Origin of the sequence: Klebsiella variicola (assembly GCF_000828055.2) — a bacterium.
In the GTDB taxonomy this organism is placed as follows: domain Bacteria; phylum Pseudomonadota; class Gammaproteobacteria; order Enterobacterales; family Enterobacteriaceae; genus Klebsiella; species Klebsiella variicola.
Genome location: NZ_CP010523.2, coordinates 564,683 through 583,090 on the forward strand (window position 1 = coordinate 564,683; position 18,408 = coordinate 583,090).

Consider the following 18,408-nt stretch of genomic DNA (forward strand, 5'->3'; position numbering starts at 1 on the left):
ATTTTTGGAGTTCTAAAATGTCTCTAAGCGTTGAAGCTAAAGCAAAAATCGTTTCTGAGTTTGGTCGTGGCGAAAACGACAGCGGTTCTACCGAAGTTCAGGTTGCACTGCTGACTGCACAGATCAACCACCTGCAGGGCCACTTTGCAGAGCACAAAAAAGATCACCACAGCCGTCGTGGTCTGCTGCGCATGGTTTCTCAGCGTCGTAAACTGCTCGACTACCTGAAACGTAAAGATGTTGCACGTTACGCTGCGCTGATCGAGCGTCTGGGTCTGCGTCGCTAATTCTGCGAGTTTCAGAAAAAGGGGCCTGACGGCCCCTTTTTTCGACCGGGCGGCAGCAATTCATTCAAAACTCATGTATTGTTGCTAGTAATGATCTTCATGCAGAGGTTCGCGCGGCTAATGAGAGGCTTCATCCGCAGGGGCGGGTAAAGGTTGTCATTAGTCGCGAGGATGCAGAGGATCGGGTCAATAGACGCTATATCTTTGATATGGCGTGATTTATAGATAAAAAGGATAGAATTTTGCTTAATCCGATCGTTCGTAAATTCCAGTACGGCCAGCATACCGTAACCCTGGAAACCGGCATGATGGCGCGCCAGGCAACGGCCGCTGTGATGGTTAGCATGGATGACACCGCGGTATTCGTGACCGTTGTGGGTCAGAAAAAAGCGAAGCCAGGCCAGGACTTTTTCCCGCTGACTGTTAACTACCAGGAGCGTACTTACGCTGCCGGTAAAATCCCGGGTGGTTTCTTCCGTCGTGAAGGCCGTCCAAGCGAAGGCGAAACCCTGATCGCGCGTCTGATTGACCGCCCGGTTCGCCCGCTGTTCCCGGAAGGCTTCGTTAACGAAGTTCAGGTTATCGCCACCGTCGTTTCCGTTAACCCGCAGGTTAACCCGGATATCGTCGCGATGATCGGCGCTTCCGCTGCGCTGTCCCTGTCTGGTATTCCGTTCAATGGCCCAATCGGCGCCGCGCGCGTGGGTTACATCAACGACCAGTACGTACTGAACCCAACCCAGGAAGAACTGAAGTCCAGCAAACTGGATCTGGTGGTTGCCGGTACTGAAGCGGCCGTGCTGATGGTTGAATCCGAGGCTGAACTGCTGAGCGAAGACCAGATGCTGGGCGCGGTGGTCTTCGGCCACGAGCAGCAGCAGATTGTTATTCAGAACATCAACGACCTGGTGAAAGAAGCCGGTAAACCGCGTTGGGACTGGCAGCCGGAAGCCGTCAACGAAGCGCTGAACGCGCGCGTGGCTGCGCTGGCTGAATCCCGCCTGAGCGATGCTTACCGTATCACCGACAAACAAGAGCGTTACGCTCAGGTTGACGTGATCAAATCTGAAACCATCGCCACGCTGGTAGCAGAAGATGAAACCCTGGACGCTAACGAGCTGGGTGAAATCCTGCACGCCATCGAGAAAAACGTGGTTCGTAGCCGCGTACTGGCAGGCGAGCCGCGTATCGATGGCCGCGAAAAAGACATGATCCGTGGTCTGGACGTTCGTACCGGCGTACTGCCGCGTACTCATGGTTCCGCACTGTTCACCCGTGGCGAAACGCAGGCGCTGGTTACCGCGACTCTGGGTACCGCACGCGACGCGCAGAACATCGACGAACTGATGGGCGAGCGCACCGACTCCTTCCTGTTCCACTACAACTTCCCTCCGTACTCCGTAGGCGAAACTGGCATGGTGGGTTCTCCGAAGCGTCGTGAAATCGGTCACGGTCGTCTGGCTAAGCGCGGCGTATTGGCCGTGATGCCGACTATCGACGAATTCCCGTACACCGTTCGCGTGGTGTCTGAAATCACCGAATCCAACGGTTCTTCTTCCATGGCCTCCGTCTGTGGCGCCTCTCTGGCGCTGATGGATGCGGGTGTGCCGGTGAAAGCCGCCGTTGCGGGTATCGCAATGGGTCTGGTGAAAGAAGGCGACAACTTCGTCGTTCTGTCTGACATCCTGGGTGACGAAGACCACCTTGGCGATATGGACTTCAAAGTTGCGGGTTCCCGCGACGGTATCTCTGCGCTGCAGATGGATATCAAAATTGAAGGTATCACCAAAGAAATCATGCAGGTTGCTCTGAACCAGGCTAAAGGTGCGCGTCTGCACATCCTGGGCGTGATGGAGCAGGCGATTAACGCGCCGCGCGGCGATATCTCTGAATTCGCACCGCGTATCCACACCATCAAGATCAACCCGGACAAGATCAAAGACGTTATCGGTAAAGGCGGTTCTGTTATCCGTGCCCTGACCGAAGAAACCGGCACCACCATCGAAATCGAAGATGACGGTACCGTGAAGATCGCAGCGACCGACGGCGATAAAGCACAGCATGCTATCCGTCGTATCGAAGAGATCACCGCTGAGATCGAAGTTGGCCGCATCTACAATGGTAAAGTGACCCGTATCGTTGACTTTGGCGCGTTCGTTGCCATCGGCGGCGGTAAAGAAGGTCTGGTTCACATCTCGCAGATCGCTGATAAGCGCGTTGAGAAAGTGACTGACTACCTGCAGATGGGTCAGGAAGTGCCGGTTAAGGTTCTGGAAGTTGACCGCCAGGGCCGTGTTCGTCTGAGCATCAAAGAAGCAACTGAACAGACTCCGTCTGCCGCAGCGCCGGAAGCTCCGGTCGCCGAGCAGGGCGAGTAAGGTTGCCGTTAGCCCTCCGCTTTTGCGGAGGGCGTTTTACGGGCAGGACGCCTCGTTTGCAGCCGGGGAACAGGACGTTCATCCAATCGTTGTCTTCGGGAGTGGGAAATGAAGCCTTTTTTGCGCTGGTGTTTCGTGGCGACAGCTCTCACGCTGGCAGGATGCAGTAGCACCGCCTGGCGTAAGGACGCCGTCCTCGCAGTACCATTGCAACCGACTTTACAGCAAGAAGTGATTCTGGCACGCATGGAACAAATTCTTGCCAGTCGGGCTTTATCCGATGACGAACGCGCACAGCTTTTATATGAGCGCGGAGTGTTGTATGATAGTCTCGGTTTGAGGGCATTAGCGCGAAATGATTTTTCACAAGCGCTGGCAATCCGACCCGATATGCCTGAAGTATTCAATTACTTAGGCATTTACTTAACGCAGGCAGGCAATTTTGATGCTGCCTATGAAGCGTTTGATTCTGTACTTGAGCTTGATCCAACTTACAACTACGCGCACTTGAACCGCGGTATCGCCCTGTATTACGGCGGCCGGGCTAAGTTAGCGCAAGATGATCTGCTGGCGTTTTATCAAGACGATCCCAATGATCCTTTCCGTAGCCTGTGGCTTTATATCGCCGAGCGTAAACTCGACGAGAAGCGGGCGCTTGAAGCACTCAGAGAGCGCTTAAACAAGTCGGACAAAGAGCAATGGGGATGGAACATTGTCGAGTTCTACCTTGGCGACATTAGCGAAAAAGAGCTGATGACTCGTCTGAAGGCAGACGCAACGGATAACACCTCGCTCGCTGAGCATCTCAGTGAAACCAACTTCTATTTAGGTAAGTACTACCTAAGTCTGGGGGACAAGGACAGCGCTACGGCACTGTTCAAACTGGCGGTCGCTAACAACGTACATAACTACGTTGAGCACCGATACGCATTGTTGGAATTATCGCTCTTGGGCCAGGAGCAAGATGACCTGGCAGAATCGGACCAGCAATAGCTGACGAACACATCAGCCCATAGTTTTTTGCTTGCCATCACCTTTGCGGGTGAGGGCGTTGTTGTTCGTTAATACACCTACTTTGAGCCGGTTCACACTTTTCAATGAAAATTACCGTAAATTTTCACGATGAGTTATGTAGACTGGCCGCCATTAATTTTGAGGCACACGTACTACATGGCTGAATTCGAAACCACTTTTGCAGATCTGGGCCTGAAGGCTCCCATCCTTGAAGCGCTTAACGATCTGGGTTACGAAAAACCATCTCCGATCCAGGCTGAGTGCATTCCGCATCTGCTGGACGGCCGCGATGTTCTGGGTATGGCCCAGACCGGTAGCGGTAAAACCGCAGCGTTCTCTTTACCGCTGCTGAACAACATTGATCCTGAGCTGAGAGCACCACAGATTCTGGTGCTGGCGCCGACCCGCGAACTGGCGGTACAGGTTGCTGAAGCAATGACGGAATTCTCTAAACATATGCGCGGCGTAAACGTGGTTGCCCTGTACGGCGGCCAGCGTTATGACGTGCAGCTGCGCGCTCTGCGTCAGGGTCCGCAGATCGTTGTCGGTACCCCAGGTCGTCTGCTGGACCACCTGAAGCGCGGCACGCTGGATCTCTCTAAACTGAGCGGTCTGGTACTGGACGAAGCCGATGAAATGCTGCGCATGGGCTTTATCGAAGACGTAGAAACCATTATGGCGCAGATCCCGGAAGGTCATCAGACCGCGCTGTTCTCTGCCACCATGCCGGAAGCGATTCGTCGCATTACCCGCCGCTTTATGAAAGAGCCGCAGGAAGTGCGCATTCAGTCCAGCGTCACCACGCGCCCGGACATCAGCCAGAGCTACTGGACGGCCTACGGCATGCGTAAAAACGAAGCGCTGGTGCGCTTCCTGGAAGCGGAAGACTTTGATGCGGCGATTATCTTCGTGCGTACCAAAAACGCGACCCTGGAAGTGGCTGAAGCGCTGGAGCGTAGCGGCTATAACAGCGCCGCGCTGAACGGCGATATGAACCAGGCGCTGCGTGAGCAGACGCTGGAGCGTCTGAAAGACGGTCGTCTGGACATTCTGATCGCTACCGACGTTGCGGCCCGTGGTCTGGACGTTGAGCGTATCAGCCTGGTTGTTAACTATGACATCCCGATGGATTCCGAGTCTTACGTTCACCGTATCGGCCGTACCGGTCGTGCGGGTCGTGCTGGCCGCGCCCTGCTGTTCGTTGAGAACCGCGAGCGTCGCCTGCTGCGTAACATCGAACGTACGATGAAACTGACGATCCCTGAAGTAGAACTGCCAAACGCAGAACTGCTGGGCAAACGTCGCCTGGAAAAATTCGCGGCTAAAGTTCAGCAGCAGCTGGAAAGCAGCGATCTGGACCAGTACCGTGCGCTGCTGGCGAAAATCCAGCCGACGGCGGAAGGCGAAGAGCTGGACGTGGAAACGCTGGCCGCCGCGCTGCTGAAAATGGCCCAGGGCGAACGTTCTCTGATCGTCCCGCCGGATGCGCCGATGCGTCCTAAGCGTGAGTTCCGCGATCGTGATGACCGTTTCGAGCGTCGTGGCGACCGTAATGACCGCGGCCCGCGTGGCGATCGTGAAGATCGTCCGAAGCGTGAGCGTCGTGATGTTGGCGAGATGGAACTGTACCGCATTGAAGTAGGCCGTGATGACGGCGTTGAAGTTCGTCATATCGTTGGCGCGATCGCTAACGAAGGCGATATCAGCAGCCGTTACATCGGTAACATCAAGCTGTTCGGTTCTCACTCCACCATCGAACTGCCGAAAGGTATGCCGGGCGAAGTACTGCAGCACTTTACTCGCACCCGCATCCTGAACAAACCGATGAACATGCAGCTGATGGGCGATGCGCAGCCGCGCACTGAACGTCGTGGCGGCGGTGAACGTCGTGAAGGCGGTCGTGGTTTCGGCGGTGAGCGTCGTGAAGGCGGCCGTAGCTTCGGTGGCGAACGTCGTGAAGGCGGTCGTGGTGATGGTCGTCGTTTCAGCGGCGAACGTCGTGAAGGCCGTGCGCCGCGTCGTGACGATGCAGCTGCGCCGCGCCGTGATGACTCCGCTGGTCGTCGTCGTTTCGGTGGCGATGCGTAATTAGCGCAACACGCTAGCGTAAAGTAAATAATACAGCCCCGATCGCCATGATTGGGGCTTTTTTTATTCCTTTTGTACTCGTGTACTGGTACAGTGCGTCGCACCCACTGTGGGAAAGTTCTTTTGACTGGAGATTTCGGTAAATGGCGACACTAACCACTACAACCACCCGGCCGTCCCTGTTTGGCGGCGTGGTGATTATCGGCGGCACGATTATTGGCGCGGGCATGTTCTCGCTGCCGGTGGTGATGTCCGGCGCGTGGTTCTTCTGGTCGCTGGCGGCGCTGGTTTTTACCTGGTTCTGCATGTTGCACTCCGGTCTGATGATCCTGGAAGCCAACCTCAACTACCGGATTGGCTCCAGTTTCGACACCATCACCAAAGACCTGCTCGGCAAGGGCTGGAACCTGGTGAACGGCGTGTCGATCGCCTTTGTGCTGTATATCCTGACTTACGCCTATATTTCGGCGAGCGGTTCGATCCTGCACCATACCTTCAGTGAAATGTCGCTGAACGTACCGGCGCGCGCGGCGGGCTTCGGCTTTGCGCTTCTGGTGGCATTTATTGTCTGGATGAGCACCAAAGCGGTGAGCCGCATGACGGCTATCGTGCTCGGCGCCAAGGTCATCACCTTCTTCCTGACCTTCGGCAGCCTGCTGGGACACGTCGAACCGACGACGCTGTTTAACGTCGCGGAGAAGAATGCCTCCTATGCGCCCTACCTGCTGATGACGCTGCCGTTCTGCCTGGCCTCGTTTGGCTATCACGGTAACGTGCCGAGCCTGATGAAATATTATGGTAAGGATCCGCGCACCATTACCCGCTGTCTGATTTACGGTACGCTGCTGGCGCTGGGTCTGTACGTGGTCTGGCTGCTGGTGACGATGGGCAATATCCCGCGTCCGCAGTTTATCGATATTGCGCAGAAGGGCGGTAACATTGATGTACTGGTACAGGCCCTGAGCGGCGTACTGAATAACCGCGGCCTGGATCTGCTGCTGGTAGTGTTCTCCAACTTTGCTGTCGCGAGTTCGTTCCTCGGCGTGACGCTGGGTCTGTTCGACTATCTGGCGGATCTGTTTGGCTTTGACGATAGCGCGATGGGGCGCTTTAAAACCGCGCTGTTGACCTTTATCCCGCCGATGCTCGGTGGGCTGGTGAAACCAGATGGTTTCCTTTACGCCATCGGCTATGCCGGCCTGGCGGCGACGGTATGGGCGGCCATTGTGCCGGCGCTGCTGGCCCGCGCTTCGCGTAAACGCTTCGGCAGCCCACAGTTCCGCGTGTGGGGCGGAAAAGCGATGATTGTGCTGATCCTGCTCTTTGGTCTCGGCAACGCGGTGGTGCACTTCCTGTCGAGCTTTAATCTGCTGCCGGTTTATCAGTAAGGTTAATGCCCGGTGGCATAACATCCACCGGGCTGACGTTTGTGTTACCCCAACAGCTCCTCTTTCACCTGCATCGCCAAATCAAACGAATGCAGGCGAGCCTGATGGTCGAAGATCTGGCCGTTGACCATGATTTCATCCGCCTCGGTTTCGCGCAGAATGGACTCTAAGCCGTGGCGGACTTTCGTTTTATCGCCGACCAGCGACATGCTTAACGCCTGCTGCACGCCATACTGCTCGGACGCTGACCACAGCTGATGCATATTTTCCACCGGCGGCGGCAGCTGTCCGGTTTCGCCGCGCCGCAGCTTAACGAACGCCTGCTGCATAGAGGTAAAGAGGAACTCCGCATCGCGGTTGCTGTCGGCGGCGATAATATTGATACACACCATCGCGTACGGTTTTTCCAGCCGCGCCGAAGGTTTGAAATTGCTGCGATACAGATGCAGCGCCTGGAACAGCATATCCGGCGCGAAATGCGAGGCGAAAGCAAACGGCAGGCCGAGCTGCGCCGCCAGCTGGGCGCTGTACAGGCTTGAGCCCAGCAGCCACACCGGAATTCGTTCGCCATAGCCGGGAACCGGACGCACGTGCGGGTTCGGATCGCGGGCGTCAAACCAGTCCACCAGTTCCGCCACGTCGCGCGGGAAGTTATCGACATCGCCGCTCATATGGCGGCGCAGGGCGCGCATGGTCGGCTGATCGCTGCCTGGCGCGCGGCCAAGGCCGAGATCGATACGCCCGGGATAAAGGGTATTCAGGGTGCCGAACTGCTCGGCGATCACCAGCGGTGAGTGGTTGGGCAGCATCACCCCGCCGGAACCGAGATGCAGAGTGGTGGTATTGGCGGCGAGATAGCCTATCAGCACTGAGGTCGCCGCGCTGGCAATGCCGACCATATTATGGTGCTCCGCCAGCCAGTAGCGGTGATAGCCGCGCGATTCGGCCAGCCTGGCGAGATCCAGAGAGTGGGTAAAGGCTTCTTTGGCAGAAGATCCTTGCGGGATCGGCGCCAGGTCGAGCACCGAGAACGGAACAGATTTGTCAGTCATAAAGGCTCACTTTGCTACAGCATCGTCATCAGATTGAAGGTCTTCTTCCAGCCTGGCGCATCCTGGACGCGCCAGCCAGAAAAGCTGCATCTTTAATAATGCATTAAAATCTGAGCACTGTTGTTAACAAAGTGAGCGGTTTATCAGGCTTGCAGCACCAGACCGGGCAGCCGTTTCCAGTAGCCGTTGCAATCACTATTGCTGGTAAGATCCAGTGGCGCAGCACCGTTTTCGTTGGCGCGGAAGGCCTCTAGCATAGCGAAGGTTTCGTTGCCCATCGGCGACAGGCGCACCATATCCACCAGGCCGTGCATCGAGGTTAACTCGTTGCCAAGGTTATAGACGTAGCCGCTCATCGTCTGGATACCGTTGAGCACGAACACCTGCTGGTTCTCCTGCGACAGCATGCTGCGTCCGGTCGGGTACTTGATGCAGCAGGTTTCGCATTCGTCCTTTGGCCGGTCTTCCGAGCGGGCGGTAAAGCAGCGCGCGGAATAGGCCAGCGGCAGATGGCCGTAGCTCAGCACTTCCACTTCAAACTGGTTGCGAATACCCAGCTCTTCGCACTGGGTCAGTAAATTTGCCAGCCAGTCGCGGGAAAGCTCTACCGGCATGCACCAACGCATCATGCCTTGTTTGAGCAGCAGGCGCAGAGTGACGGCGTTATAGCAGTTCAGCGCATGCCCGGCAACGAACGGCAGCTTGCGTTCGGCGCAGAGGTTCACCACGCCAAGGTCGCTGGCCTCAATCAGGAACTCGCCGTTAGCGACATAGCGCTTCAGTTCGCCCAGTTCGGAAGAGGCCTGCACCAGCGCGAGGGTAGACAGCACCACCTGTTTGCCGCTACCGGCCAGCGCTTTTGCCATCTCGATCCAGTCGCCAACTTTGGTGGCGCGGCGTTTGCTGCACACGGCTTCGCCGAGATAAATGGTGTCGGCGCTGCTGTTTGCCGCCTGCTGGTAAAAATCTTCCAGCGTCTCTTTTGGCCAGTAGTACAGCACCGGCCCTAATGAATATTTCATGTTTCTCACTGCCATTTACGGTGATAGGCGCCAAGGGTGGTTTGCGTCCCTTCGGACATCGAACCAAGGGTTTCCATCCAGGCGGATTGCGGCACAAAATTCTGCGGATCGGCTTTGCAGCGGTCGATCGCCTGGCGCCAGACTTTCGCCACCTGGGTGACGTACGCCGGGCTGCGCTGACGGCCTTCGATTTTCACCGAGGCGATATTGGCGGCCATCAGCTCCGGCAACAGCTCCAGGGTGTTTAGGCTGGTGGGTTCTTCCAGTGCGTGATAGCGCTCGCCATCGACCAGATAGCGGCCTTTGCACAGCGTCGGATAGCCTGCGTTTTCGCCATCCTGATAGCGGTCGATCAGCACCTCATTAAGGCGAGATTCCAGCCCCTGCGGCGTTTGCTGCCAACGCACGAAGCGGGCAGGTGAACAGGCGCCGACGGTATTCGGCGATTCGCCGGTCAGGTAGGAAGAGAGATAGCAGCGGCCTTCCGCCATGATGCACAGGCTACCGAAGGCGAAGACTTCCAGCGGCACCGGCGTGGCACGGGCCAACTGCTTCACCTGGTGAATAGATAACACTCGTGGTAGTACGACGCGTGCCACGTCAAAGTTGCGATGATAGAAGCGAATGGCCTCTTCATTGGTGGCGGAAGCCTGCACCGAAACGTGACGCTCAATGTGTGGATAACGCTCCGCGGCATACTCCAGCATGGCGATATCGGCCAGGATCAGCGCATCGGCGCCCAGCTGGGCGGCCATGTCCACCGCGCGCTGCCAGCGGGCGTAGCCGTCGGGATGGGCGAAGGTGTTGATCGCAATATGTAGCTTACGACGGTGCTGATGCACAAAGCTGACGGCTTCCTGCAGTTTCTTTTCGGTGAAATTAAGGCCGGCAAAGTGGCGGGCGTTGGTGTCATCTTTCAGCCCGATATAGACGGCATCGGCGCCGTTTTCGATGGCCGCCTTAAGCGCCGGAAGGTTACCGGCTGGGCAGAGCAGCTCCATAATTTTTCCTGAAAAATGCGGCCCGTCAGGGACGCTGAATGGTTAACGAGCAGGGATTTTAGTTAACCTTCTGGTGACAATTTTTGATTTGAGGCAGTTAAAAGTGTATTGGTGGCGCCAATAACTGGCGGCCGTCATCGCGTTTTTGTTGATTTACGCCGCTATGTTGTTTATGTGATATGGCACAATAGCGGAACAATTGCATTCATGGAGTAAAGCTTGTGTTGGATAAACTGCGTTCCCGGCTGGTCCACTTTGGCCCGTCTTTACTGAGCGTGCCGGTTAAGCTGGCGCCTTTTGCCCTCAAGCGCCAGGTGCTGGAGCAGGTGCTAAGCTGGCAGTTCCGTCAGGCGCTGGCAGAGGGAGAACTGGCGTTTCTCGAGGGGCGCTGGTTAAGTATTCATGTGCGTGACATCGGTCTGCTGTGGTATACCTCGGTAGTCGATGGTCGCCTGGTGGTCAGCCAGCAGGCCGACGCCGACGTCAGCTTCAGCGCCGACGCCAGCGATCTGTTAATGATTGCCGCGCGCAAGCAGGATCCGGATACGCTATTCTTCCAGCGTCGTCTGGTGATTGAAGGCGATACGGAGCTGGGGCTGTACGTAAAAAATTTGATGGACGCCATTGAGCTCGAGCAGATGCCAAAAGCGCTGCGCGTGATGTTGCTGCAACTGGCGGATTTTGTCGAAGCTGGACTGAAGAGCCCGCAGAAACCTGAACAGACATCGGTAGGTGAGGCATGCTGATTCGAGTGGAGATTGGGATTGATGCACCGGGAATCGACGCGCTGCTGCGTCGTACCTTCGGCCGCGATGCCGAAGCGCAGCTGGTGCACGATCTGCGTGAAGATGGACTGATCACGCTGGGGGTGGTGGCAACGGATGATGAAGGCCAGGTGATCGGCTACGTTGCCTTCAGCCCGGTTGCAGTGGAAGGTGAAGAGCTGCAGTGGGTCGGTCTGGCGCCGTTGGCGGTGGATGAACACTATCGTGGACAGGGCATTGGCCGGCAACTGGTCTATGAAGGGCTGGATTCGCTGAATGAGTTCGGCTATGCCGCGGTGGTGACGCTGGGCGACCCGGATTTATACCGTCGCTTCGGCTTTGAGCCGGCCGCGCGCTTCGATCTCCGCTGCCGCTGGCCGGACAGCGCGGAGGCGTTCCAGGTTCACCGTCTGGCGGATGACGCTCTCGAAGGCGTCCACGGCCAGGTAGAATACAGCGACCATTTTAATCGCCTTTGAGCCTCGCCAGCAGGGTATCGAAGGCATCCTCTCCGGCAACGAGGCGCTCTTTTTCGCGCTTCGTTAGCTGCTTAACGCGGTATTCCAGTCGCAACGCAAGTGAGTGTTCACCAACCTCGTGGCTAAAGGCCAGCAGCAGGTCGCCTTTACCGCGCAACGCCTTCGCGCCTTTTCCCGCCTGATGCTGGCGAAAGCGGCGCGGCACATCGGTGGTGATGCCGGTATAAAGGCGATTGTCCGCGGTTCGAATGAGATACAGAAACCAGCACACGGTCACAAAGTCACTATGGTAAGGTGTGTGCACCATAGCATAATGGAGAAGAAAGATGGAAACCCTTGCTGCCATTGGTCGCTGGCTGAGTAAGCAGCACGTCGTCACCTGGTGCGTCTCCCGCGACGACGAGCTGTGGTGTGCGAATGCCTTTTACGTCTATGACCCGGATACCGTGGCCTTTTATCTGCTCAGCGATGAGCACACCCGCCACGGTCAGATGACCGGCGAACGGGCGAAAGTGGCCGGTACGGTTAATGGCCAGCCAAAAACCGTGGCCCTGATCCGCGGCGTGCAGTTCAAAGGCGAGATCCGTCGTCTGAGCGGTGACGAAGAGGCGCGGATGCGCCAGCGCTACGTCAAGCGCTTTCCAGTGGCCCGCATGCTGTCGGCGCCGGTATGGGAGATTCGTCCGGACGAAATCAAGTTTACCGATAACACGCTGGGCTTCGGGAAAAAGTTACACTGGCGGCGTGATGCCGGCGCCGAGCAGGCGTAGCGCTTCGCGATTGAAGGCCGGCAGATCGTCCGGCGTTCTGCTGGTGACCAGCTGTTCGTTATCGACCACCACCTCCTGGTCGTAAAACTCGCCCCCGGCGTTTTTCATATCCACCACGATAGGCTTCACCGCCGTGAGCTTACGCCCGCGGATCACATCGGCGCTGATCAGCAGCTGTGGGCCATGGCAGATGGCAAACACCGGCTTCCCGCCGTTGACGAAATCGCGGGTAAAGGTGACGAAGCGTTCATCCCCGCGCAGCTGATCAGGGGAATAGCCCCCGGGCAGCAGCAAGGCATCAAATTCGCCCGGTGTGACGTCATCAATGGCTCTGTCGATGGCCACCTCCGCTTCTCCCTGTTTACCCTTCACCGTCTTGCCAGCCTGCTTTTCGATCGTGACGACCTGATGCCCGGCGAGCTTGAACGCGTCGGCGGGAGAGGTAAATTCAGAATCTTCAAAGTCGTCGGTAATGAGCACGGCTATCTTTTTACTCATGCTTCCTCCGCTATCTGGATGGTCAATGAGGTAATTCCATGATGATGGTGGATACTTACCTTGTAAGGTATTAAGCCTGGAACATGAGCCCGAAAGTGCAAGGCGGAGAATTCTGTAAAGGAGAATCAATGAGTCAGGTATTATTAACCGGTGCGACCGGGTTAGTTGGCGGTCACTTACTCCGGCTGCTGCAGAATGAGCCGAGCATCAGCACCATCGCCGCGCCGACGCGTCGCCCTCTGGCGCCGGCGGAAGGTGTCTTTAATCCCCACGATCCCCAGCTGACCGATGCCCTGGCGCAGGTAGTCGACCCGGTCGATATCGTCTTCTGTTGCCTGGGGACGACGCGTCGGGAAGCGGGAAGCAAAGAGGCCTTTGTCCATGCTGACTACACGCTGGTGGTTGATACCGCGCTGACCGGCAAACGACTTGGTGCGCAACATATGCTGGTGGTTAGCGCGATGGGCGCCAATGCCCACTCGCCGTTTTTCTACAATCGGGTGAAGGGGGAAATGGAGGCGGCGTTGATTGAACAGGCCTGGCCGCGGCTGACCATCGCCCGGCCGTCGATGCTGTCAGGCGAGCGGGAAAAAAAACGGGCCAATGAGACTTTCCTCGAACCGCTGTTCCGGCTGCTGCCAGGAAACTGGAAAGCGATTCCGGCCCGTGACGTGGCGATTGCCCTGCTGGCGGAGGCGCTGTCGCCCTCCCAGGAAGGCGTGCAAATTCTGACGTCATCCCAGCTGCGGGAGCGCGCCGCGCAGCAGGCTGAATAGCGTTTTGCAAACGCAAATATCCGGCGTACTATTCACGGCTTCAATTCATATCCACATTTCTTGCTGGGGAATGCTATGACTGGTCAGTCTTCATCTCAGGCGGCGTCACCGTTTCAATGGTGGAAACCCGCGCTTTTCTTTCTCGTCGTGATTGTCGGCCTGTGGTTCGTCAAATGGCAGCCCTATTACGGGAAAGCCTTCACCGCCGCGGAAACCCACAGTATCGGTAAATCCATTCTCGCCCAGGCCGACGCCAATCCGCTGAAAGCCGCGTGGGACTATGCGATGGTTTACTTCCTCGCCGTCTGGAAAGCGGCAGTGCTCGGCGTGCTGCTCGGGTCTCTGATTCAGGTGCTCATCCCGCGCGATTGGCTGCTGCGCACCCTGGGACAATCGCGTTTTCAGGGCACGCTGCTGGGGGCGATTTTTTCACTGCCTGGCATGATGTGCACCTGCTGCGCCGCGCCGGTCGCGGCCGGCATGCGTAAACAACAGGTGTCGATGGGCGGGGCGCTGGCGTTCTGGATGGGTAACCCGCTGCTCAACCCGGCGACACTGGTGTTTATGGGCTTTGTCCTGGGCTGGCAGTTTGCGCTGGTTCGCCTGGTCGCTGGCCTGGCGACGGTGCTGATTGTTGCGACCCTGGTGCAGAAATGGGTGAAAGAGGCGGCGACGCAGCCGGTAGCGGTGCCTGCTGCACCGTCTGAAGCGGCCAGAGACAGCTTCTTTAGCCGCTGGCTGCGGGCGCTGTGGACCCTGTTCTGGAACACGATCCCGGTTTATATCCTCGCGGTACTGGTGCTGGGAGCGGCGCGGGTCTGGCTGTTCCCGCACGCCGATGGCGCGGTGGATAACACGTTGTTCTGGGTCATCGCGATGGCGATCGCCGGCTGCCTGTTTGTGATCCCTACCGCGGCGGAAATTCCGATTGTGCAGACGATGATGCTGGCTGGCATGGGGACAGCGCCCGCGCTGGCGCTGCTCATCACTCTGCCGGCGGTGAGCGTGCCGTCGCTGATTATGCTGCGCAAAGCCTTCCCCGCCAAAGCGCTGTGGCTGACGGGCGGACTGGTGGCGCTGTGCGGGGCGATTGTCGGTGCGCTGGCGCTGGTGTAGTTTGCCGTAAACGTATGGATAGCCGGATTGGCTGCCGGGCGGCGGCTACGCCTTACCCGGCACACAACGGACAGGGGACGGTAGCCCGGCTAAGCGCAGCGCCAGCCGGGAGACTGCAGGTTTATTTGATGTAGGTAAAGGCGGTAGTCACCCGGGACACGCCGCTCACCCGGCTGGCAATATCCGCGGCAGCCCGGCCTTCGCGCTCGGTCACCAGCCCCATCAGGAAGACTTCGCTGTTTTCCGTGGTCACCTTCACGTTCGAGGATTTGACCTGATCGGTGCTCAGCAGCTGCGAACGCACCTTGGTGGTAATCCAGGTATCAGACGAGGCGGTCCCTAAACCAATCGGCTGGCCCTGGCGCACTTCATTAAACACTTCCGTGGTCCCTTCCACGCCCATGGCGATTTGCTTGGCGCGGGCGGAGAGGTCCGGCGTCGGCGACTGGCCGGTCAGCAGGACTTTGCCCTGATAAGCCGTGACGTTGATGCGGGCCTGTTTCTTAATCTGTTCATCTTTCGACAAGGCGCTATTGACGCGCAGTTCCAGGGTGCTGTCATCGACCTGGGTTCCCACCGTACGCGGGTCCGTTGCGGCTTTAGTGCCGACAGCTGCCGTTCCGACTACCGCGGCGGCAACGCAGCCCTGCAGCAATAGTGCAGAAAGCAGGATGGCGAGGGGCGAGAGAGCCTTCATGTGTTCTCCTTAATCGTCCTGGTGTGGAAAAAGGGTGTTATCTATCAAATCGCACAGACAGTTGACGGTTAGCATATGCATCTCCTGAATACGCGCGCTGCGATGCGAGGGGATGCGGATTTCGACATCCTGCTGACCTAAGAGGCCAGCCAGCTCACCGCCGTCATAGCCGGTTAACGCGACGATAGTCATGTCGCGAGTCACGGCGGCTTCCACCGCTTTGACGATATCCCGGCTGTTACCGCGCGTAGAGATCGCCAGCAGCACATCGCCGGCGTGTCCCAGAGCGCGCACCTGCTTGGCGTAGATCTCGTCATGCAGGCGATCGTTGGCGATGGCGGTTAAGACCACATTATCGGTATTAAGTGCAATGGCGGGTAAACCAGGGCGTTCCGTTTCAAAACGATTAATCATGCTGGCAGCAAAATGCTGTGCGTTGGCGGCGGAGGTGCCATTACCACAACAGAGGATTTTGTTGCCGTTGAGCAGGGACTGCACGAGCGTCATCGCCGCCCGGGAGATGGCGTCCGGGAGTGCTTCCGCTGCGGCAATTTGGGTTTGAATGCTTTCGGTAAAGCAGGCTTTGATTCTGTCGAGCACGGGATCCCTTACTTCTGGTATTACGCTATTCGCCAAAGGCGTTTTTTAGCCATTGGATGTCGTTTCCGGTGAAGGCTACCACATCGAAACGGCAATCCACAGTCTCAAAGCTCCCATTCTGTCGGCAGAGCCACAAACGGGCGGCTTTAAGCAGTCGTTGTTGTTTTTGCGGGGTGACGCTGGCCGCCGCGTCACCGTACCGGGCGCTACGGCGGTAGCGCACCTCGACAAAAACGGTGACGGCGCCGTCGCGCATGATGAGGTCAATTTCGCCGCCACGCTCGCGGGCATTGGCGGCGATAAAACGCAGGCCCTGGCCTTCCAGCCAGCGGCGAGCCTGGTTTTCCCAGGCATCGCCAGTCTGTTTGCTTAGCTGGCCGGAACGATTTTTCCCTGCTGGTACTTGAGCCATGACAGTTTCCTGTTAATCACGCAGTCCTGGGTGGCCGTCAGATCGCCGGTATTGCCGTTCAGCTCGAAGCCCGGCGTTTGGCGCATTTGCGTGAAGTGGTTCGCCAGTGACCAGGCGTCAGCTCCCATGGCATACAGGCGCGCCAGCGAGTAGTCATTACGTACAGCGGACAGCGCCTGCTGCATCAGCGCCGGGTTGCTGCCGGCCAGCATCGGGATCTCACTATACTGCAGCCCTTCCATCTCCAGACGGAAATCCGGCCCTGCGGTGCCCTGGGCGCTGCGCGAGCTGGCGTACAGGGTGACATTGTTTTGACTGCCGTTGCGCATGGCGATCATTGGTTTGATATAGGCAATCTGTTCCGGGGTGGCGAGGATATAGGCGGCGTCCACGCTACCGCCGCTGCTCACCGGCATCTCATCCGCACTGCCGAGGGAACTGTTCTGGGCCGAAGGCAGGGTGGAGACCGGGGTGCCGGTCAGCGCAATGCCCCCTCCGCCGTTGACGCCGGCGCGCAGCTCGGCCGTGGATCCAAAACGCTGCTGCAGGACGCTGGCGCCGCCCAGCTTCAGCCATTCGTCGGCAAACGCGCTAACCACGCGATCGCCCAGCGCACCGCGCGGAACCAGCAGCAGTGGCGTCTGCTTGCCCTGTTGGTGGATATGTCGGGCCGCGTCACGCGCTTCGTCTTCCGGGGAAAGCGCGAAATAGCAGAGGTTAGCGCGGCTTTCGACTTTCTCCGGCTGGTTGAGGGCCAGTACATTGAGCGGCGTGTTGCTCTTAATCACATCATCTACGTTCTCTTTCAGCAGCGGCCCGACGACTAAAGTGGCGCCATCCTGCTGAGCCTGGGCAAGCAACTGACTGATGGGCTGGCTGGTGGTGTCGTAAATTTTCAGTTCCGCAGAGGGATTGGCGGCGCTGGCGACTGCGGGCTGAGGCTGTGCGGTCGGGGCGGTGACCGGCTGAGTGACCGGGGAAGCGGTGGTCTGCGGCGTGGCGGACGCTGCCGGCGCCTGGGCTGTAGGTTCCGCGGCAGGCGCCGCCTGGTCTTGTGCCGGGGCTTGCACCGGTTCAGCGCGGCTTCCGGTGGCGGTTAGATCGCTGACTTCTGCCTGCGACGGACTCACTACATCATCATTACCGGAGACATTCGCCGCCTGGGCAACCTGCGCGGGAACCGCGCTACCCGTCACCGACGGCGCACCATTTTTGGCGGCTTCAAAGCCCTGCTGGATAGTGCGGCCGAAGATCGACGCCTGACCGTTCAGCGGCAGAAAAAGCGCAATCTTGTTGGTGGACGCGGGCTTATAGTTTTGCATGTTCACCAGCGCCGTTGGCAGCATTTTGGCGCCCGGATTTTGCGGATAGCGCGTCTGCCAGTCTTTAACGCCTGCTTTCAGCAGCGTCGGATCGTTGCGGTTGTCAAACCACATCCGCTGCAGATCCAGCCAGCCCTGGAGGGTATTTTCATCGGCGTTGATCACCAGCGCATTGGCCTGGTCCTGGGGCATCGAGGTGAGCGCTTGCCACGTCGCATCAATATTTTTCTGACGCTGTTTCGCGTCGCTCAGCAGCGGCTGCTGGGCGATTAAGGCGCGCAGCAGGGTCAGCGATGGTTTGCCCTGGCTGGCATCGATTTGCGCCTGCCAGTAGCGCGCCTGCTGGGGTTGATCCAGGCTTGTCGGGTCGAGCTTTGCCAGCAGAGTACGAGCGCCCTGATAGTCGTTTTGCGCCAGCTTCATTTCCACCGCCAGCAGCGACTGTTCACGGGCCTGGGTGCTGTTCAGGTTCGACGGCAGCTGGTTGTACAGGTCGATGGCCTGCTGCTTCTTCCCTTCCTGCAGCAGTGCACGAATGGCGAGTAATTGCCAGTTGGTCTTGCTATCATTCGTGCTTTGCTGCATCTGCTGTAGGTAGAAACTGGAGTTGGCCTGCGATGTACCCTGCATAAACGCCGTGCTTTGATCCTGCGTGTGGGTGCCGCAGCCAGCAAAAAGAAGCGTCGCCAGCAATACGGGCAGACAGCGCGCGGGCTTAGAACGAAGAAATGTTGACGGTACCAT

20 protein-coding genes are annotated in these 18,408 nt (G+C 58.0%); 11 read left to right on the forward strand and 9 right to left on the reverse strand.

What is annotated here, in order from left to right; genetic code table 11:
* Positions 1 to 17 precede the first annotated feature (17 nt).
* From rpsO to mtr, 6 genes are all read left to right on the forward strand, one after another.
* Positions 18 to 287 carry a 30S ribosomal protein S15 gene (rpsO, locus tag SP68_RS02685; RefSeq protein WP_012540479.1) on the forward strand — a complete coding sequence of 90 codons (270 nt, stop codon included), beginning with the start codon at positions 18 to 20 and terminating at the stop codon, positions 285 to 287.
* 242 nt (positions 288 to 529) lie between these two features.
* Positions 530 to 2,665, forward strand: coding sequence for a polyribonucleotide nucleotidyltransferase (gene pnp / locus SP68_RS02695; protein ID WP_008806626.1), 2,136 nt, complete (start codon positions 530 to 532; stop codon positions 2,663 to 2,665).
* Positions 2,666 to 2,773: 108 nt separating this feature from the next.
* Entirely contained in the window at positions 2,774 to 3,658 is an 885-nt protein-coding gene (gene nlpI, locus SP68_RS02700) for a lipoprotein NlpI (RefSeq protein WP_002918241.1), read from the forward strand.
* A gap of 104 nt (positions 3,659 to 3,762) precedes the next feature.
* Entirely contained in the window at positions 3,763 to 3,843 is an 81-nt protein-coding gene (gene yrbN / locus SP68_RS27665; protein WP_085903200.1) for a protein YrbN, read from the forward strand.
* On the forward strand, positions 3,836 to 5,767 hold the full coding sequence (deaD, locus tag SP68_RS02705) for an ATP-dependent RNA helicase DeaD (protein ID WP_012540481.1): 1,932 nt from the start codon (positions 3,836 to 3,838) through the stop codon (positions 5,765 to 5,767). Before yrbN ends, deaD begins: the two co-directional genes overlap by 8 nt.
* A gap of 143 nt (positions 5,768 to 5,910) precedes the next feature.
* Positions 5,911 to 7,155 carry a tryptophan permease gene (gene mtr / locus SP68_RS02710; RefSeq protein WP_012540482.1) on the forward strand — a complete coding sequence of 415 codons (1,245 nt, stop codon included), beginning with the start codon at positions 5,911 to 5,913 and terminating at the stop codon, positions 7,153 to 7,155.
* Positions 7,156 to 7,199: 44 nt separating this feature from the next.
* Here the strand turns inward: mtr and SP68_RS02715 are convergent, their stop codons facing one another.
* The 3 genes from SP68_RS02715 to ubiU all read right to left on the reverse strand — a co-directional run bounded on the left by SP68_RS02715 (position 7,200) and on the right by ubiU (position 10,230).
* On the reverse strand, positions 7,200 to 8,207 hold the full coding sequence (locus SP68_RS02715) for a luciferase-like monooxygenase (protein ID WP_002918234.1): 1,008 nt from the start codon (positions 8,205 to 8,207) through the stop codon (positions 7,200 to 7,202).
* 143 nt (positions 8,208 to 8,350) lie between these two features.
* The gene (locus SP68_RS02720; RefSeq protein WP_008806623.1) at positions 8,351 to 9,229 is read right to left on the reverse strand and encodes a U32 family peptidase; all 879 of its coding nucleotides are present in this window, start codon (positions 9,227 to 9,229) and stop codon (positions 8,351 to 8,353) included.
* 5 nt (positions 9,230 to 9,234) lie between these two features.
* Positions 9,235 to 10,230 (reverse strand): ubiquinone anaerobic biosynthesis protein UbiU, encoded by a 996-nt coding sequence (ubiU, locus tag SP68_RS02725; RefSeq protein WP_004206164.1) that lies wholly within the window; start codon positions 10,228 to 10,230, stop codon positions 9,235 to 9,237.
* Between the two features lie 221 nt (positions 10,231 to 10,451).
* Between ubiU and ubiT the strand changes: the two genes are divergently transcribed.
* Both ubiT and SP68_RS02735 read left to right on the forward strand, forming a co-directional pair.
* Entirely contained in the window at positions 10,452 to 10,976 is a 525-nt protein-coding gene (gene ubiT, locus SP68_RS02730) for a ubiquinone anaerobic biosynthesis accessory factor UbiT (RefSeq protein WP_016161871.1), read from the forward strand.
* On the forward strand, positions 10,970 to 11,473 hold the full coding sequence (locus tag SP68_RS02735) for a GNAT family N-acetyltransferase (protein WP_008806621.1): 504 nt from the start codon (positions 10,970 to 10,972) through the stop codon (positions 11,471 to 11,473). The genes ubiT and SP68_RS02735 overlap by 7 nt, the downstream gene beginning before the upstream one ends.
* Here the strand turns inward: SP68_RS02735 and SP68_RS02740 are convergent.
* Entirely contained in the window at positions 11,460 to 11,750 is a 291-nt protein-coding gene (locus SP68_RS02740) for a GIY-YIG nuclease family protein (protein ID WP_032691467.1), read from the reverse strand. The genes SP68_RS02735 and SP68_RS02740 overlap by 14 nt on opposite strands.
* 49 nt (positions 11,751 to 11,799) lie before the next feature.
* Here SP68_RS02740 and SP68_RS02745 point away from each other — a divergent pair, with 49 nt between their 5' ends.
* A complete protein-coding gene (locus SP68_RS02745; protein WP_008806619.1) occupies positions 11,800 to 12,243 on the forward strand; it encodes a YhbP family protein in 444 nt (147 codons plus the stop codon).
* On the opposite strand, the gene SP68_RS02750 is transcribed toward SP68_RS02745, so the two are convergent.
* On the reverse strand, positions 12,205 to 12,741 hold the full coding sequence (locus SP68_RS02750) for a type 1 glutamine amidotransferase domain-containing protein (protein WP_040968902.1): 537 nt from the start codon (positions 12,739 to 12,741) through the stop codon (positions 12,205 to 12,207). The genes SP68_RS02745 and SP68_RS02750 overlap by 39 nt on opposite strands.
* Positions 12,742 to 12,869: 128 nt before the next feature.
* Here SP68_RS02750 and SP68_RS02755 point away from each other — a divergent pair, with 128 nt between their 5' ends.
* Positions 12,870 to 13,517 (forward strand): NAD(P)H-binding protein, encoded by a 648-nt coding sequence (locus SP68_RS02755; protein ID WP_016161870.1) that lies wholly within the window; start codon positions 12,870 to 12,872, stop codon positions 13,515 to 13,517.
* Between the two features lie 75 nt (positions 13,518 to 13,592).
* Positions 13,593 to 14,633 (forward strand): permease, encoded by a 1,041-nt coding sequence (locus SP68_RS02760; protein ID WP_008806616.1) that lies wholly within the window; start codon positions 13,593 to 13,595, stop codon positions 14,631 to 14,633.
* A gap of 121 nt (positions 14,634 to 14,754) precedes the next feature.
* On the opposite strand, the gene dolP is transcribed toward SP68_RS02760, so the two are convergent.
* Genes dolP through SP68_RS02780 form a run of 4 tightly spaced genes read right to left on the reverse strand, consistent with a single transcriptional unit; the run spans position 14,755 to position 18,408 of the window.
* Positions 14,755 to 15,330 carry a division/outer membrane stress-associated lipid-binding lipoprotein gene (gene dolP / locus SP68_RS02765; protein ID WP_008806615.1) on the reverse strand — a complete coding sequence of 192 codons (576 nt, stop codon included), beginning with the start codon at positions 15,328 to 15,330 and terminating at the stop codon, positions 14,755 to 14,757.
* Positions 15,331 to 15,339: 9 nt separating this feature from the next.
* Entirely contained in the window at positions 15,340 to 15,930 is a 591-nt protein-coding gene (diaA, locus tag SP68_RS02770; RefSeq protein ID WP_002918211.1) for a DnaA initiator-associating protein DiaA, read from the reverse strand.
* A gap of 25 nt (positions 15,931 to 15,955) precedes the next feature.
* Positions 15,956 to 16,342: a YraN family protein gene (locus SP68_RS02775; protein WP_008806614.1), complete on the reverse strand. Its 387-nt coding sequence runs from the start codon at positions 16,340 to 16,342 to the stop codon at positions 15,956 to 15,958.
* Positions 16,300 to 18,408: a penicillin-binding protein activator gene (locus tag SP68_RS02780; RefSeq protein WP_022066331.1), complete on the reverse strand. Its 2,109-nt coding sequence runs from the start codon at positions 18,406 to 18,408 to the stop codon at positions 16,300 to 16,302. Before SP68_RS02780 ends, SP68_RS02775 begins: the two co-directional genes overlap by 43 nt.